Origin of the sequence: Bartonella sp. CB10SXKL (assembly GCF_042195515.1) — a bacterium.
Classification (GTDB): domain Bacteria; phylum Pseudomonadota; class Alphaproteobacteria; order Rhizobiales; family Rhizobiaceae; genus Bartonella.
Map to the genome: position 1 here is coordinate 81,816 of NZ_JBHION010000003.1, position 16,775 is coordinate 98,590.

At 40.0% G+C, this 16,775-nt stretch carries 9 protein-coding genes and 3 pseudogenes; 9 read left to right on the plus strand and 3 right to left on the minus strand.

The features are described 5' to 3' along the window. Window positions 1-318 precede the first annotated feature (318 nt). The 5 genes from tkt (at window position 319) to ACFIK3_RS02750 (ending at window position 8,290) form a co-directional block, all read left to right on the plus strand. Complete coding sequence (gene tkt, locus ACFIK3_RS02730; protein WP_375676209.1) at window positions 319-2,325, plus strand: transketolase; 2,007 nt, start codon at window positions 319-321, stop codon at window positions 2,323-2,325. Window positions 2,326-2,526: 201 nt separating this feature from the next. Further along, window positions 2,527-3,534, plus strand: coding sequence for a type I glyceraldehyde-3-phosphate dehydrogenase (gap, locus tag ACFIK3_RS02735; protein ID WP_375611739.1), 1,008 nt, complete (start codon window positions 2,527-2,529; stop codon window positions 3,532-3,534). Between the two features lie 521 nt (window positions 3,535-4,055). Continuing rightward, on the plus strand, window positions 4,056-5,249 hold the full coding sequence (locus ACFIK3_RS02740; protein ID WP_375676251.1) for a phosphoglycerate kinase: 1,194 nt from the start codon (window positions 4,056-4,058) through the stop codon (window positions 5,247-5,249). Between the two features lie 109 nt (window positions 5,250-5,358). Continuing rightward, window positions 5,359-6,390: a class I fructose-bisphosphate aldolase gene (locus ACFIK3_RS02745; RefSeq protein WP_375676210.1), complete on the plus strand. Its 1,032-nt coding sequence runs from the start codon at window positions 5,359-5,361 to the stop codon at window positions 6,388-6,390. 1,765 nt (window positions 6,391-8,155) lie between these two features. Then, window positions 8,156-8,290 (plus strand): hypothetical protein, encoded by a 135-nt coding sequence (locus tag ACFIK3_RS02750; protein WP_375676211.1) that lies wholly within the window; start codon window positions 8,156-8,158, stop codon window positions 8,288-8,290. 1,176 nt (window positions 8,291-9,466) lie between these two features. On the opposite strand, the gene ACFIK3_RS02755 is transcribed toward ACFIK3_RS02750, so the two are convergent. Next, window positions 9,467-11,257, minus strand: a complete 1,791-nt coding sequence (locus tag ACFIK3_RS02755) for an ABC transporter transmembrane domain-containing protein (RefSeq protein ID WP_375665083.1) — start codon at window positions 11,255-11,257, stop codon at window positions 9,467-9,469. 186 nt (window positions 11,258-11,443) lie between these two features. On the opposite strand from ACFIK3_RS02755, the gene rpmE reads away from it, so the two are divergent. From rpmE to ACFIK3_RS02775, 4 genes and pseudogenes are all read left to right on the plus strand, one after another. Further along, window positions 11,444-11,665 carry a 50S ribosomal protein L31 gene (rpmE, locus tag ACFIK3_RS02760; RefSeq protein WP_005774581.1) on the plus strand — a complete coding sequence of 74 codons (222 nt, stop codon included), beginning with the start codon at window positions 11,444-11,446 and terminating at the stop codon, window positions 11,663-11,665. Window positions 11,666-11,910: 245 nt separating this feature from the next. Next, window positions 11,911-12,092, plus strand: a pseudogene (locus tag ACFIK3_RS02765) (ATP-binding cassette domain-containing protein); the annotation flags it as partial. A 263-nt stretch (window positions 12,093-12,355) separates the two neighbouring features. Next, a pseudogene (locus ACFIK3_RS02770) lies at window positions 12,356-12,602 on the plus strand (ABC transporter); the annotation flags it as partial. A gap of 803 nt (window positions 12,603-13,405) precedes the next feature. Then, window positions 13,406-14,791: a hypothetical protein gene (locus ACFIK3_RS02775; RefSeq protein WP_375676212.1), complete on the plus strand. Its 1,386-nt coding sequence runs from the start codon at window positions 13,406-13,408 to the stop codon at window positions 14,789-14,791. 478 nt (window positions 14,792-15,269) lie between these two features. Here ACFIK3_RS02775 and ACFIK3_RS02780 read toward each other — a convergent pair. Together ACFIK3_RS02780 and ACFIK3_RS02785 are read right to left on the minus strand one after the other, a co-directional pair. Further along, window positions 15,270-15,974, minus strand: a pseudogene (locus ACFIK3_RS02780) (inositol monophosphatase family protein); the annotation flags it as partial. Between the two features lie 6 nt (window positions 15,975-15,980). Continuing rightward, entirely contained in the window at window positions 15,981-16,772 is a 792-nt protein-coding gene (locus tag ACFIK3_RS02785) for an inositol monophosphatase family protein (protein WP_273790481.1), read from the minus strand. Between the last annotated feature and the right edge of the window lie 3 nt (window positions 16,773-16,775).

Consider the following 16,775-nt stretch of genomic DNA (forward strand, 5'->3'; position numbering starts at 1 on the left):
GTAATTGTATCCTTTATCAATGTGTTATGCAAAAACGAATCACTTTCACTCTTGTGTTGTGTGCATTTTATTTTTAAGTATGTAAGATATTTTAGCAAGCAAAGCAGGGGATAGATATAAATTAAAAGCTGGATTTTTTGCGCGTATTGGCATAAATGACATGGATATACAGGACGCGTGAGGGGAATGTTATTAATGTTATTGAAGTGGTGGCAAAAAGTCTCACGCTAATGGTTAGAAAATAGTATTTCTTGAGAATTTTAAGAGAATACGGAAAAAGCAACAGAATAACGTATTTAACGAAATGGTCGATTATTCATGACAAACACCCACCAACAGAATCAGATGGCCAATGCTATCCGTTTTCTTGCTATTGATGCGATTGAAAAAGCAAATTCTGGTCATCCAGGCTTGCCAATGGGAGCCGCCGATATTGCTACGGTTCTTTATACACAATTCCTTGCTCATGACCCCAAAAAACCTCGCTGGCCTAACCGTGATCGTTTTGTGTTATCAGCAGGACATGGGTCTATGTTGCTTTATGCTCTCTTGTATCTTTCTGGTTATGAAGATATTGGCATTGAAGATCTCAAAAATTTTCGCCAATTAGGAGCAAAGCTTGCTGGGCATCCAGAATATGGGCATGTGGCGGGAATCGAAACAACGACTGGTCCTCTCGGACAAGGGTTGGCGAATGCCGTGGGGATGGCTCTTGGAGAGCGTTTGCAAAATGCCCGTTTTGGTGATCTTATCAACCATTACACCTATGCGTTGGTGGGCGATGGATGCCTTATGGAAGGGATATCTCAAGAAGCACTTTCCCTTGCCGGTCATTTGAAACTCAATAAGCTTATTGTGTTGTGGGACGATAATAATATTTCTATCGATGGAGAGATTTCCCTTGCTGATAGTACAGATCAGATTGCGCGTTTTAAAGCTTCTGGTTGGGAGACACATAAAGTCAATGGGCATGATCAAGCAGCAATTGCGCGGGCTATTGAGGCGGCACAAAATTCCGATAAACCAACTTTGATCGCTTGTAAAACAACAATTGGTTTTGGAGCACCCAATAAAGCGGGTACCAATAAAGTTCATGGAGCCCCTTTGGGCGCACGAGAAATCGCTGAAACCCGTATCGCTTTAGGGTGGGATGCTGAGCCTTTCGTTATTCCAGCCGATATTCTCGATAATTGGCGCTTGGCTAGTCTCAATGCTGCTAAAAAACGCCAAAAATGGGAAGAAAAATTTGCTGATCTTCCTATCTCAGAGCGTGTGGAGTTTGAAAGATTGATGCGGGGCGATCTCGTGGGCGGATTTGATGGCGCTATTGATACTTATAAACAGAAATTGGTTGAAGAGCGCCCCGTTGTTGCTACGCGTAAAGCTTCGGAAATGGCTCTTGAAGTGATCAATGAGGTTGTTGTTGAGACTATTGGTGGTTCGGCTGATCTAACCGGATCTAATAATACAAAAAGCAGCCAGATGAAAAGTATCTCTGCTGAAGATTTTTCAGGGCGCTATCTGCATTATGGAATTCGCGAACATGCAATGGGAGCTGTGATGAATGGTCTTGCCCTTTATGGCGGCTTTATTCCTTATGGGGGAACCTTTTTATGCTTTTCTGACTATATGCGTCCTGCTATGCGTTTGTCTTCTCTCATGGGGTTGCGGGTGATTTATGTCATGACTCATGATTCTATTGGTCTTGGTGAGGATGGTCCGACCCATCAACCCGTGGAGCATTTGGCTTGCCTGCGTGCAATGCCTAATCATTTTGTGTTTCGTCCTGCCGATGCTATGGAGACAGTCGAGTGTTGGCAATTGGCTTTGAAAGCACGCGGGACGCCTTCTACCTTGGCTTTAAGTCGACAAAATCTACCGCTTTTGCGTCAAGAGTATGAAGAAGAAAATCTCTGTATGCTTGGTGCTTATGAATTCCTAACAGCTAGCGATGATGCACAAGTGACGCTGTTTGCTTCTGGTTCAGAATTGCAAATTGCAGTGGAGGCACATGCGGTGTTAGAAGAAAAAGGCATCCCAACGCGTGTGGTTTCTGTGCCTTGTTTTGAACTTTTTTCTCAACAATCTCTCTCCTATCAGCGTGCTCTCATTGGAGATGCACCGATTAAAATTGCCATTGAAGCTGCTGTCGCCCAAGGATGGGACCGTTTTATTGGCTGTGATGGTGTGTTTATTGGTATGGAGGGCTTTGGGGCAAGTGGAACAATTGATGCCCTTTATGCGCATTTTGGTATTACTTGGGAAAATGTTGTTGCCACCGTTGAAAAAGAGCTGGAAAAGATCAAAGAGGAAAAGACAAAGTGACAGCTTGTGTTGTCATGAATGGGGTGATTGTAGGGCATCATATTTTGTGCAGTATTGTGGATGATCTTGTGCATTATTGTGGATAAGTGAGTAAGTGATCAAGATATTGACATTGTGGGAATTAATGATTTTGGATTGGTGAAATACCCATTTATTGTGTTTTAAATGTTGTGCTTAAAAATTGATGAGGAAACATGTGAAATGACAGTTCGTGTTGCAATTAATGGGTTTGGTCGTATTGGTCGCAATATTTTACGTGCACTTGTGGAAAGTGGACGACAAGATGTTGAAGTGGTTGCAATTAATGATTTGGGATCGGTGGAAACAAATGCCCATTTATTACGCTATGATTCAGTTCATGGGCGTTTTCCTGGGATCGTTAAGGTGGTAGGGGATGCTATTGATGTGGGAGGTGGTTTAATAAAGGTATGCGCAGAGCGTGATCCTGCTCAATTGCCTTGGAAAGATTTGGATATCGATATTGCTTTGGAATGTACGGGTATTTTTACTGCGCGTGATAAAGCAAGTGCTCATTTAGATGCGGGGGCAAAGCGTGTTCTTATTTCTGCGCCTTCTGAAGGAGCAGATCTTACGGTCGTCTATGGGGTTAATCATCAATCTTTAAGCAGCGAGCATCGCGTTGTTTCAAATGCTTCTTGTACAACCAATTGTTTGGCGCCTGTTGCACAAGTTTTACACAATACGGTCGGCATTGAAAAGGGCTTTATGACAACAATCCATTCTTATACGGGTGATCAACCTGTATTGGATACAATGCATCGGGACCTTTATCGTGCACGTGCGGCAGCTCTTTCTATGATTCCTACCTCAACAGGAGCGGCAAAAGCTGTGGGATTGGTCTTGCCAGAATTAAAGGGATTGCTTGATGGTGTATCGATTCGTGTTCCGACCCCTAATGTTTCTGTGGTTGATTTGACATTTATCGCTAAGCGTTCCACAACAATCGAAGAAATTAATACAGCTATTGCTACTGCTGCACAGGGTTCTTTGAAGGGCGTTTTGGACACTACAGAAGAGAAACTCGTGAGTTGTGATTTTAATCATAATCCTCATTCAGCTATTTTCCACAATGATCAAACCAAAGTGATTGATGGTAAGCTCTGTCGCGTTCTGGTTTGGTATGATAATGAATGGGGCTTTTCTAACCGTATGAGTGATACGGCAGTGGCTTTTGCTAAGACAATATAAGAGGACCTCAGGGTCCTCTTTTTATAGGGAAAAGTCTCATTTTTGTGCAATTTTGAGAAAAACAGATAGAGGCTGTTGTTCTCATGCGCTAGAGAGAAGAGGCTATTGAAAAATTGATGATGTGTTTTGTTTTAATACTGTGTCAATACGTGCTTTTAAAAGATGCATGAAAGAGTAAACTTTTAAAAAGTAAGATCTGAACGAGATACCTTTTGAGAAAACGTTAGAAAACAGAAACAGGAGATGTAAACTCTTTTTCCTAGAAGTAAAAGGAAGCTTTAATAGAGATCAAGTTGAGCCAATGCATTTGTTTGCCACAATGGAATATGAAGATTAAGAGCAATGGTGGGCTTTTGTACATTTGACGATAAAAGCTTTGGATTTTTATTAAGCAAAGGGTGAGAGATAGGCTGTCGTGGATCTCTTGTAAAAGCAAAGAGGGGGATAAGTGGAAAGAAAAGTGGGCAGGGTAGTTGGATGCGTTTTTATTTGAAACAATGGAAAGTGAAGAGGAAGCAGTGATGGGGTTTCGTACACTTGATGATGTTGATGTTTTGGGCAAACGTGTTCTGGTGCGCGTAGATTTTAATGTTCCTATGGCACAGGGCAAAGTTTGTGACGAGACGCGTCTTGTACGACATAAAGAGACACTCGTTGAGCTGCAAAAGTGTGGTGCTAAACTTATTCTGCTTTCTCATTGTGGTCGCCCCAAAGGGAAGGTAGAGCAAGAGTTTTCACTCCGTCCTGTTGTGCAAGTGCTGGAAAAGATCATTAATCAGCCGGTTGCTTTTGCTCCTGACTGTATCGGTTCGGCGGTGCAGGTTGCAGTTGAGTCATTACAAAATGGTGGTGTTTTACTGCTTGAAAATGTTCGTTTTTATGCTGGTGAAGAAAAGAATGATTGTTCTTTTGCAGAAGCTTTGGCTCATAATGGAGATCTCTATGTTAATGATGCTTTTTCAGTTTCTCATCGTGCCCATGCTTCGGTAGAGGGAATAACGCATTTGTTACCTTCTTATGCAGGACGTTCTTTGCAAGGTGAATTGCAGGCATTAGAAAAAGGACTTGGCAATCCAGCACGTCCTGTGGTTGCCCTTGTGGGAGGAGCAAAGGTTTCTAGTAAGCTTTTTGTGCTCAATCATTTGGTGGAAAAAGTTGACTCCTTAATTATTGGTGGGGGGATGGCTAATAGTTTTTTAGCTGCGCAAGGTATCCATGTAGGAAAATCACTGTGTGAACATGCATTGATGGAAACGATAAAAAAAATCATTAAAAAAGCGCAAGAGTGTCACTGTACGCTTCTGCTCCCTCAGGATGCTGTCGTTGGATTTCGTTTTGAAAAAGATGCACCGCATCGTCTTTATGACATTGAAGATATTCCACAAGATGGCATGATATTGGATATTGGGACGCGCTCTATTGCGCATATCAATGCTGCGATAGATGAAGCTGCTACTCTTGTGTGGAATGGACCCCTTGGTGTTTTTGAGATGTCTCCCTTTGATAAGGGAACCATTGCCGTTGCACGCCATGCAGCAGAACGTAGTTTGACGGGAAAGTTGGTTTCAATTGCGGGAGGGGGCGATACGGTTTTTGCCCTTAATCATGCCGGTGTTGCCAATGATTTTACTTATCTCTCAACTGCTGGAGGAGCTTTTTTGGAATGGATGGAAGGAAAGACTCTTCCTGGTATTCTTGCCCTCATGCAGGCTTAAAGGGCTTCTTTGAAGGGAAGGTTAAAGAAAAACTATACAGTCGTGTAGAGTGTTTTTTGATAGTGTTGCGCATTTTTAGAAATTAAGACAAAATAAAGAGGAATTTTTTATGAATGAACGGCTTGAAGATATTGCACTTGCTTTGGTGCATGCAGGTAAAGGTATTTTGGCGGCAGATGAAAGTACGGCGACCATTGGAAAGCGTTTTGAAAGCATTGGTGTTGAATCCAATGAAGATAAGCGCCGTGCTTATCGTGAAATGCTTTTTAGTACAAAAGAAGCGATGGAAAACGCCATCTCTGGGGTTATTTTATTTGATGAAACCATTCGGCAAAAAGCATCAACTGGGAAAATGTTGACGGATCTTATTCGGGATTCAGGCGCTTTGCCAGGGATTAAAGTTGATACCGGTGCAAAACCCTTGGCTGCTTTTCCCCAAGAAACAATTACCGAAGGGTTGGATGGTCTTCGTGAGCGGCTAAAAAATTATTATGCTTTGGGAGCACGTTTTGCTAAATGGCGTGCGGTAATTGCTATTGATGAACACACTTTGCCAACAAGAGGCGCCATAAGACAAAATGCACAAGCTCTTGCACGCTATGCTGCCTTATGTCAGGAGTTCAATATTGTGCCCATTGTTGAGCCGGAAGTGTTGATGGATGGATCATCGTGTGGGCATTCAATTACACGCTGCTTTGAGGTGACACGCACTGTTTTGCAGGCTGTCTTTAAAGAATTGTTTGAAGCTCGTGTTCTTTTGGAGGGGATGATTTTAAAGCCCAATATGGTGATTGATGGAAAGGATGCTCGCAAGGCTTCTGTTGAAGAAGTTGCTGAAAAGACTGTCCAAGTGCTTAAACAGACTGTTCCTGCTGCTGTTCCTGGAATTGCTTTTCTTTCTGGAGGACAGTCTGATAAGGAAGCAACGGCGCATTTATCTGCTATGAATTCTTTGGGCGCATTGCCTTGGAAATTGACCTTTTCCTATGGACGAGCATTGCAAGCAGCTGCTTTAAAAGCATGGGCTGGAAAAGATGAGAATATTACTGTTGCACAGAAGGCATTTAGTCATCGGGCTCGGATGAATCATCTTGCGGCTTTGGGACAATGGACAAAAGAACAAGAAAAAGCGTGCGATTGAAGCACAAGCTCTGTTCTTAAATGCGGAGAGATTTTTCATATTTCTGCGTGATTTTTGGTGCCCTCATCATGATAAAAATGGCGGGGGCATTTTAGGCTTGAAAGCTTTCTCAGAGAGTTTTTTCCTTGGACCTTTTAAAAGTCTTTAATGGGTGCTATCGAGAGATAAGATTGCGGGAGAGGTGTGCAATTTCGAGAAGGGGAGATAATGCTAGGAAATTTGTGAATGCACAGCACTTTAGTATGGTGTCGTTCATGGGTGGGCACTTGCTTTTTGAGTGAAAATCATAAAGCTCATACTGTATTGAAGAGTTTGATATTGTGATATTTTTTCTTTTTCATGTTGTCATTACTTGTCATCAGCAGAATTTATTTTATTGCAGTTTCAAAGGTGGATTAAGCGGGTAGATTAGAGAGTTGCGATTTCTGAGCGGATTGGAATACAGCTTATGAAGCTTTTGTGCGTCAGGATAGCTTCCTCTTCAATGGGGGTAGTTTTTCTATTGGCGAACGAATTGAATAACTCTTGCTAACAAAATAGATTTGCACCTCAATAAAACACCTATTTTTTCGTTAAAATGGATAAATTTTTCTTGTATTTTGTGATGATATAATTAAAAATAAATAACTTCATAGCATCTTGGCTTAAAACGGGGGAGTTGTGGACGGTATATCTTCTAAGAATACAAGCATCAAAAGAAAAAATCGATACGCAGAACAGAGCTTTTCTGCAATTATGATGCGAAAATTGTGCAATATGGTGCGTGGGGTATTCGAAGGGATCTTTACAGTATTTACTTTCATAATTTTTATTATCTTGCTCAACATACGTGGGCCGGTTCATGCCGTACTAAGCTTCTTTGCAGGTGCGAGTGGATTAGCGTGCTTTTTGTTTTTTTTTCGGATACCTCATAGAACGCCGCGAAGCAACAGCAGATGAAGCCGGTATATCGTTCGCATTACTCATGGCAATTGCTGAAGGCGTTTCTTCTATTTGCTCCCTGTCTGCTGCGTGGGGTTACGACGCTCTCTTATTCCGTTTAGCACCTCCTGGGTATGTTCTTATTCTCCCTGAATAAATAGAGTGCACTTCGTTTGCATACAAATCAAGATGAGAGGCTGTCTGCCTCTCAAATTCTTAATAATCGCTCTCCAAAATAATGACATCAGATCCGCTTTTAATGAAGGGACTAACAAGCCTTGGGTCCTTAAGCCTCAAGGCAACCCTTTACAAGTTGCGCCTATCGGCATCCTTGACCTTAAGACACCCAAACGGCTTATGAAAAAACTCTCTTATTAAGCCACATCATCTTTTATTCTTCTCATGTGGTTCTGAAATCATGATATAAGGGGCAAGCTTCTCATCGTGCCTAAATGGTAACTTATCGTGTGTTAAATGGAAAAATGAGAAAAAGCATCTTTATGCAATATAATCCAATTATGATTTATTGATTTGAAGATAAAGGGTTTAAAGTTCTACAAGACTGATACAATAAAAGGGGGAAAATCGCCTATTCTTAGAAACTAAGTCGTATTCTCGGTGCTCTTGATATAGCTATCTCACCAAATGGTTTTGAAGACTTATCCTTTTAGCTCTATTTATTAAAAGGTCATTTTGAGGGGGCTTGGCTAATGAATGTAAAGGAAAATTAGCACGTAATATTTCGCTTTGCTGGTATAGATGCTGAATGAAGTTAATTATCTAGAGGATCACTGAAGAGGGAGCGCTAAAAAATGATGAAAATCCTCCGTACTTCGGTGAATTCGTGGTTGAAGATATAATCGTAGAACTTGGCTTATCTGTTGCTAAAACAGCTGAACGGTTTGAAATGGTTAAGGTGTCAGTGCTGCATATGCTTGGCTCGCTATGCAAAAAAATTATGATTTGGTGCAAGCTTTAAAACATAAACACCTTAAAGATATATCCTCTTTGTACATGTTCTTATCATCGTTAAAATGCCTTCTTAAAGCACGACAAGGGGGTGGCTATAAAATTGAGAGCTGTAAAATATATGGGGCAGGGGGTGAGAAGATGGTGTTCAATCGAAGTACTCTATCCTTATTTTTATGGGCTATGACTGGAAGAGCGAGCTGGAGAGACAATTTATGAGCAAAGAGAAAGTGTTTTGAGGTTGCGTGTCTGCAAGAGCAGAACAGTGGTCGTGGTGATATTTACAAACAATAAATTTGATAAAATTTTACGATTTTGCCAAAAGCCAGTTTATTATAAAAGCTGTTGCTTATACGCGCTCATACAAAAGTTATAAGAAGCCCAAAAGTGCTAAAAAAGTCTTTGCTCTTTTTCAATAAGACGGATCTGCAAACAATATTCAAAAAGTGTTCGTGTTTTTGAAAGAGCATAAAAGGATACTCTTGCAATAGAGAGAAGCGTATTTGTGAGTTACAATTTGTCATGATTTTCGGTAAACACTATTGTTTAGAGCGGTGAGAGAGGGCATGAAAAAATTTTAATATTCAGTTTTTTAAAGAGTGTGGTCAGTCTTTAGGATAGAGCTTGTGTCCCTAGAGCCTATCAAATGAGCCGCATAAAGGCTTCAAGAAAGCGAGCACCTATTATACTTTTTGCCAGCGTATACTCTTTTGTCAGCGCCCCAATGTTTTGACAGCCCTTAGAACGTAAAGGGGCAAGGGAGGTATTTTACCTCTTTCTTGTACCGTTTTACTCCACACACCAACTCTGCTTGTGATGAGCAAGCCAAGAGATTTTGTTTGACTCACTATGAGGGTTTGACATGAGAAAATCCTATGGTATTCATGATCTTTCATGAAAAACAATGAATTATCCTTATAAATCAACGTGACAGTGCTGTTATGAAGAGAACTCCTTGCACATCTTAATAGCCCATAGAGATTAACTTGGTATCATTTTACATTCTGTACACAGAAGTGTCTTTATAAAATGCTCCATCTTGCGCAGAAAAAAGAACAGCCCGTTAAAAAAGAAAAACATCTCAATGCTTGCTTTTCTTTTTTCCATGAGAGATTTAAATTGATAAGCCTGTCTGAAAAGAGTGCTGTTTATGCCCTTAAAGATACTGCTCTTGTATCAAGATCACTTACTCAGGCGAAAATTGGAGTTTTGCGAGGTAAGCATAAACACCATTTTTTGCCACAAGTTCGGCATGGGTTCCTTCTTCCACAAGGGCGCCTTTATCCATCACAAGAATACGATCTGCTTTTAAAATTGTTGCTAAACGATGCGCAATGACCAATGTTGTTCGATTTTGCATCAATCCTTCTAAAGCGTCTTGCACCAACTTTTCACTGTTTGCATCTAAAGCAGATGTTGCTTCATCAAGCAGCAACAGGGGTGCATTTCTTAAAATTGCCCGTGCAATACCAATGCGTTGTTTTTGCCCCCCAGAAAGCATGGTACCACGTTCTCCTACTTGCGTATCCAAGCCATCTGGTAAAGCTTGAATAAATTCAAGTGCATTAGCCGCTTTAGCGGCAGCAAGAATTTCCTCTTCATGGGTAGTTTCAGTTCCAAAAATAATATTATCACGCAATGTTCCATCAAAAATGGCGACATCTTGTGGAACATAGGAAATTGCACTGCGTAAATCTTGTAAAGAAAGGCGATTAATTTCCATGCCATCCAACCGAATTGTTCCATTTGTCGGATCATAAAAACGAAGGATCAAAGAAAAAATGCTGCTTTTTCCTGCTCCAGAAGCCCCAACAAAAGCAACCGTTTCGCCTGCTTTTACAGAAAATGAAAGCGAGCGTAAAACCTTCTCTTGTGGTCTAGAAGGATAAGTAAAATCAACCTGATCAAAAACAAGTTCACCTCGAATAGGTTGCTCTAATGATAAAGCATTTTTAGGTGCTACAATAGTAGGTTGTTCTTGTAACAATTCGGCAAGCCGTTCAGCAGCGCCTGCTGCTTGGATTAATTCTGCTCCAAGTTCCGATAATTGCGCAAAAGTAGAAGCTCCAAAAACCGCATAAAGGACAAATTGCCCTAATGTCCCTCCTGTCATCGTTCCATTCAAAACATCACGCGATCCAATCCATAAAACAGCAACCACACTGCTAAAAACCAAAAAAATTGCAAACCCCGTAAAAAAGGAGCGCAAGATTACAGAAGCACGTGCTGTTTGAAAAGCACGTTCTATCAATTGTGAAAAACGTATTGTAACGAGTTTTTCAGCGGTAAAAGCTTGCACAGTGCGAATAGCGCTTACCTGCTCTGTAGCAACAGCATTGGCATCTGCAAGACGATCTTGCGCCGCGCGGGTACGAGAGCGAACTTTACGTCCAAAGACTACCAAGGGAATGGCCACAACAGGAATAGCCGCTAAAACCAACAAAGACAATTTAGCATTGGTGATCACCATCATCACGACGGCTCCGATCACGATAATCAGCTGACGCAAAGCGGTAGAGGCGGTAGAGCCCACAGCTAATTTTATTTGTGTGGTATCTGTTAGAAGCCTTGAAACAATCTCTCCTGAATGTGACCGATCAAAAAAAGCAGGAGAAAGTTTCATAATATGGACAAACACATCACGCCGTAAATCGGCAACAATCCGTTCTCCCAAGGTGATAACACAGTAATAACGGGCTGCTGAAGCAAATGCGAGAAACAAGGCTAAGATAAACAAAATTCCAAAGTAAAAATTGATATGTCCATGGCTTGAAGTAGAAAACCCATGATCAAACATTTGGCGGATAGCCACAGGCAAAGCTAATGTAACAAGAGCAGCAACAGATAACGCTAGAAAAGCAAAGATAAACAACCAACGATAGCGCAAAAGATAAGGAACAAAAATTGCAAGCGAAGAGAATGAAGATTTCTTAGGGGAAGGCTTTGTCGATTTTTCTGAACGAGAACGTAATGTCATAAAATTTTGCTCACTGTATTGGATTTGTAACACTTGATACAATGATGTATCTTGAACACTTGTTTTTTGATGCGTGCTCAGTTATAGGAATAAATACTTTAATCAATGTATCAAAAAGACAAAGGAAGTGCACTTAAAAAAACAAGCAAGTGCTATTTCATTCTATAAACGCAAAAGGTTTGACGCATGAAAGCGAATATTCACCCCAACTATCACAAAATTACCGTTGTTATGACGGATGGAACCCAATATACGACGCGCTCTACTTGGGGAAAAGAAGGCGATACTCTTAATCTAGATATTGATCCAAGAACGCATCCGGCATGGACAGGTGGCTCCCAAACGCTCGTAGATCGTGGTGGTCGTCTTTCTAAATTCAAAAATCGTTTTGGTAATATTGGCATGTAAAAGCCTCCTCTTTATGGGGTACAAGGGTTTTAAACAAAACGATTGCAAACGATGAGTTTTTGATCCTATCAAAGAGTGCACTTTAAATATTAATTCAAAAACGCATCCGACATAAACAGATGGGTCTATAAATCATTGTGGTTGCGTTTTTTAAATTCAAAAATCATTTTGAAATACACGCAAAAATCCTTTCTTCCCTAGAGTATAAAGACTTGAAATAAAATAATTGCAAACTTTTCTTCTTTTTTGGAACTGAACATACCCATGGAGAGGAAATTTTTGCCGCTTCTAAAGCTGCCAATGCACTTGAATTTATTCAAGCTTTACTAGGTGGCTTGGATACGCAAGTAGAAGAACGTGGTACTATGCTTTCTGGGGGCAAAAACAACGCATCGGTATTGCACGGGCGATTTTAAGAAATGCACCCCTCTTGTTGTAAGCCGGCACCATCATTGTATTTGCCAACTCGTGGATGTTGCTACAGCCCTTGGCACTTGAGATAATTTATTATAGGCATTTTAAGTCCTTTCTTAATAGTTTTTTTATTCACGCGGGCTCTCTCCGCTTGGTACGTGCAAAAGACATGGTTTTGATTGGTTCACCATGGAACAGGTTTGAAATGAGAGAATCTTACGGTATTCGGAATTCTCATTCAACATACAAAACAATGAATTATTATTATAAATCAAACTTTTACTGCTTGATGAAGCAAGATTTGCTTTAGATGCAAACAGTGAAAAGTTGGTGCAAAATGCCGTAGAAGGATTGATGCAAATCATACAACCTTGGTCATTGCACATCGTTTGGCAACAGTTTTAAAAGCAGATCGTATTCTCGTGATGGATAAAGGCGCTTTTGTGGAAGAAGGAACACACAACTCATTATAAAAAATAATGTTTATGCGCATTTGGCTAAACTGCAATTCTCATCTGAGTAAGTGATCTTGATACAAGAGCAGTATTTTTAAGGGCATAAACAGCACTCTTTTCAGACAGGCTTATCAATTTGAAACTCTCATGGAAAAAAGAAAGGCAAGCATTGAGATGTTTTTCTTTTTTAATAGGCTGTTCTTTTTTTTTGCCTGAGATGAAGTATTTTTATAAAGACACTTCTGTGTATAGAATATAAAACGATATCCAGTTAAATCGCTATGGACTATTAAGATGAGCGAGGAGTTCTCTTTATAACAGCACTGTCACGTTGATTTATAATGATAACTCATTGTTTTTCATGAAAGATCTTACATGGAATTTCTCGTTTCAAATTTGATTATGTTGCATTAGTCAAAACCATGTCTCTTGCATATACCAAGCAGAGAGAGCTCGCGTGAAGTAAAAATACTTAAAGAAAGAATAAGTCTTCTTCATGAAGCGTCTCAAGTTTTAGGGGCTGTAGTAATATTGAGGGGATTAGGAAAGTGTATGATGATGTCGCTTTACTAAAAAAGAGCCGATAAATGAGCAGAGAGACGCTTTTTATTACTTTGAAAATCAATATTTCATGGATCATGCATTTTGAGGGCTTATAAGGCTTTTCTTTAAAGTACATAAATCACTAAAACAGCATTATTAAATACAAATTGTTTTATTTTACAAACAAAAATATCTATATTTTGTGTGTTGTTTTTATTAAAATATAATATGTAGTGATTTTCAAATCATATGTACACATAATGATACAATATCGAGAAATCGATAAAAGAGCTGCGTTAAATATTGGTGGGAATAAAAGAGAGCAAGAATGGAAGAAGACATAAAATTGGCAATAGCTTTCATAATAGCTACAATTAAGGTCATTTGGAAATGGGGGAAAAAATGTGGGAGCGGAAGATTCGGCGTTATGATTTTGTGCATCATATGGATGGGGAAGTCGTGGTATTTGGGATACTCAGTGGATTTTTTGTTCGGTTTGGCAATGATAGTGTGTTGTGGGGGAAGCTTAATGCTTGCATTGGCAATTTATCAGAACAAGCATTTAACTAAACAACTTGAGCAAAAAGAGCAAGAGTGCGCTGGATATCAAGATATTATTGCTCAAGGGGAACAAAGGCTTGTTAAAAAAACTCAAAAAATATCGCAGGAATGGTTGAAACAATGGGATGAGGGAGTAAGGCTATGGGAAAGAGACGTACTGGGGATAAAAAATCCTAGGGAAGATATGAAATTCAGTGGAGATCGGCTTCCATTTGTAAAGGATATTTGTGTTCGAGGGGAGCACGAAGTGCGTTTATTGTACAAACAAGCACTCGAAAAAAAACTTACTTATGAACATTACAAAAAAATATGTAGTCTCTTGGATACCTCGTATTTTAGGAAATTTTTTGTAAAAGCAGTGCGATTAATGAGAAAGAATGGAATAACTCTGCAAAAGTTTGTAGATCCTCTTACGAACAAAAAACGGAGTCAACCTACGATGTTATTACTTCATTGGTGGTTATATGTTCTTGATGATATGATTACAGCTGAATGCAAACAGCACCAAAAGGAAAACTCTACAGGGGAGGATAAAAAGAAAAAATTTACAGATACTTTGTGGGACAACATATCTATAAGTACAGAACACGAAGAGATAGAGGAAATGCTAAAGCTTTCGGAATCTTGGTCTGGTGAGTGTATTTTATTATTATATTGTAAAAAGAAAGTGTTGTTGTTGTTGTGTGATTTTTCCAGTGATTATAAGGCGGCAAGAGAAACTTTCATTTACTATAAGAAGCTTATTAAAACAGTGAAAAAAGGCTATGTTGCCTTTGATAATGGTTGCCATTCTGTCACAGTTAGAGATGTAATCAATACTTGTAAAGAGAATGACACAAATAGAGCAAAAAATCTTTCCATAGCTGAGGGGAATCCAACATTTGAAGAAGCTTACAAATTAGGAGCCAGAGAATGGATAAAAGCAGCAAATGAGACATGTGATAACCGATTGATCTTTTGGGAGAAGCTTGTTGAGGAAAAAAAGTTAAAAGAAAAATTAAAAATTATCTTCGGTAATGAGAAGATAAAGGCGCTGAAAGAGGCTGTTGAAAAAGATAAAGAGCAGCTTGCAAGTGAAATGCAGAAAGCAATTTTGGAAAACAAAGATTTTCATTATTATAAATGTCGGCGGCATTTGATAAACTATTTGTAAAACGGTTGAATAAAGGGCTAGAGAACAGCCCACTGAATCAGTGGTTTTTCTGAAATTTCTGCTATTATGTAGTGGTGGAAAAGAGTGAAAACTCTTAAACATATGCGGCAGCTTTTATGAGAGAGGAGATTTTCGATCAATGGATAGCGCACTGTAAAGAGCATATATTGAGGAGTAAATAGACTGTGTTCTTGCTTTGGGGACGATAATTGCTTCTTGTGGCGTTTTGTTATGATGGGATTTGTGTTTATTGCCTTTTTCAGTTTGTTTGCAGGGGAATTGAGAAAAACATCAGCTTTAATAACATTGGCTAAGCTATAATTGCATCTTTAGGGGGATGGGGGCTTGATGATTGGTGATGGTGTTTCATTCATCATTTTCTATTGTGTCTGTAAAGAAAGTTGAAAATTCTTTCTCTACATTGCTTTTTTCGGATTTTATAAAATTCTAAGGAGGGGGACTGATTTTAAGGGGCTTTTTAAAAGACTATAAAGTTTAAGCCTTTTTTGAGGGTTTTTTCTAATTTTAGGCGAATGTGTTCATTGCCGGCAATGATATTTTTTTTGCGGAATATATCGCTACCGCCTTCTTTATCGGTGACAAAACCACCTGCTTCACGAACCATCAGTATTCCAGCAGCCATATCCCAAATTTGCAGGTTATCTCCCCAAAAACCATCGGTTTTTTCTGCGGCGACATAAGCTAAATTCGAGAGCAGCAGCACCAAAACGGCGAAGTTTGGCAACTTCCATCATTATATTGCGTAATTCAAAAAGATAGGTTCCATGATTTGGACGACCAAAATGAGGCATTTCCCGTGGCAATGACACAATCTTCTAGTCTACGCCGTGCAGAAACGCGACAGCGTCGGTCATTGAAAAAAGCACCACATCCGCGTTCTGCGGTGAAGAGTTCATCATTCACGGGATTGTAAATGACACCACCAACGATTTTTCCTTGGCTTTCTAAGGCAATGGAAACAGCAAAAAAGGGAATGCCATGGAGAAAATTTGTGGTGCCATCTCAAAGGGTCAACAATAAAACGGTGTTGTGAATCTTCGCCAATGATTTCTTCTGACTCTTCCATCAGAAAACCAAATTTGAGGCGCGCTTTGCTTAATTCATTAAAAATAATTTTTTCCGCTTTGCGATCTGCTTGGCTGACATAATCTGCTAGATCTTTTTAGGTTTAAATGCCTTTTTTGAGGGTTTTTTCTAATTTTAGGCGAATGTGTTCATTGCCGGCAATGATATTTTTTTTGCGGAATATATCGCTACCGCCTTCTTTATCGGTGACAAAACCACCTGCTTCACGAACCATCAGTATTCCAGCAGCCATATCCCAAATTTGCAGGTTATCTTCCCAAAAGCCATCGGTTCTTCCAGCAGCAACATAAGCTAAATCAAGCGCAGCAGCACCAAAACGGCGAAGTCCGGCAACCTCTGCCATCACATTACGTAATTCAATAAGATAGGCTCCATGATTTGGGCGACCAAAATGAGGCATGCCTGTGGCAATGACACAATCTTCTAGTCTGCGCCGTGCAGAAACGCGACAGCGGCGGTCATTGAAAAAAGCACCACACCCGCGTTCTGCGGTGAAGAGTTCATCATTCACGGGATTGTAAATGACACCACCAACGATTTTCCCTTGGCTTTCTAAGGCAATGGAAACAGCAAAAAAAGGAATGCCATGGAGAAAATTTGTGGTGCCATCTAAAGGGTCAACAATAAAACGGTGTTGTGAATCTTCTCCAATGATTTCTTCTGACTCTTCCATCAGAAAACCAAATTTGGGGCGCGCTTTGCTTAATTCATTGAAAATAATTTTTTCCGCTTTGCGATCTGCTTGGCTGACATAATCTGCTGGTCCTTTCAAAGACACTTGCAAATTTTGCACTTCACCGTAATCACGTACCAACGAGCGTCCTGCTTTCATTGCAGCTTGCACCATGACATTCATGACTGCAGAATGGGCCATTTT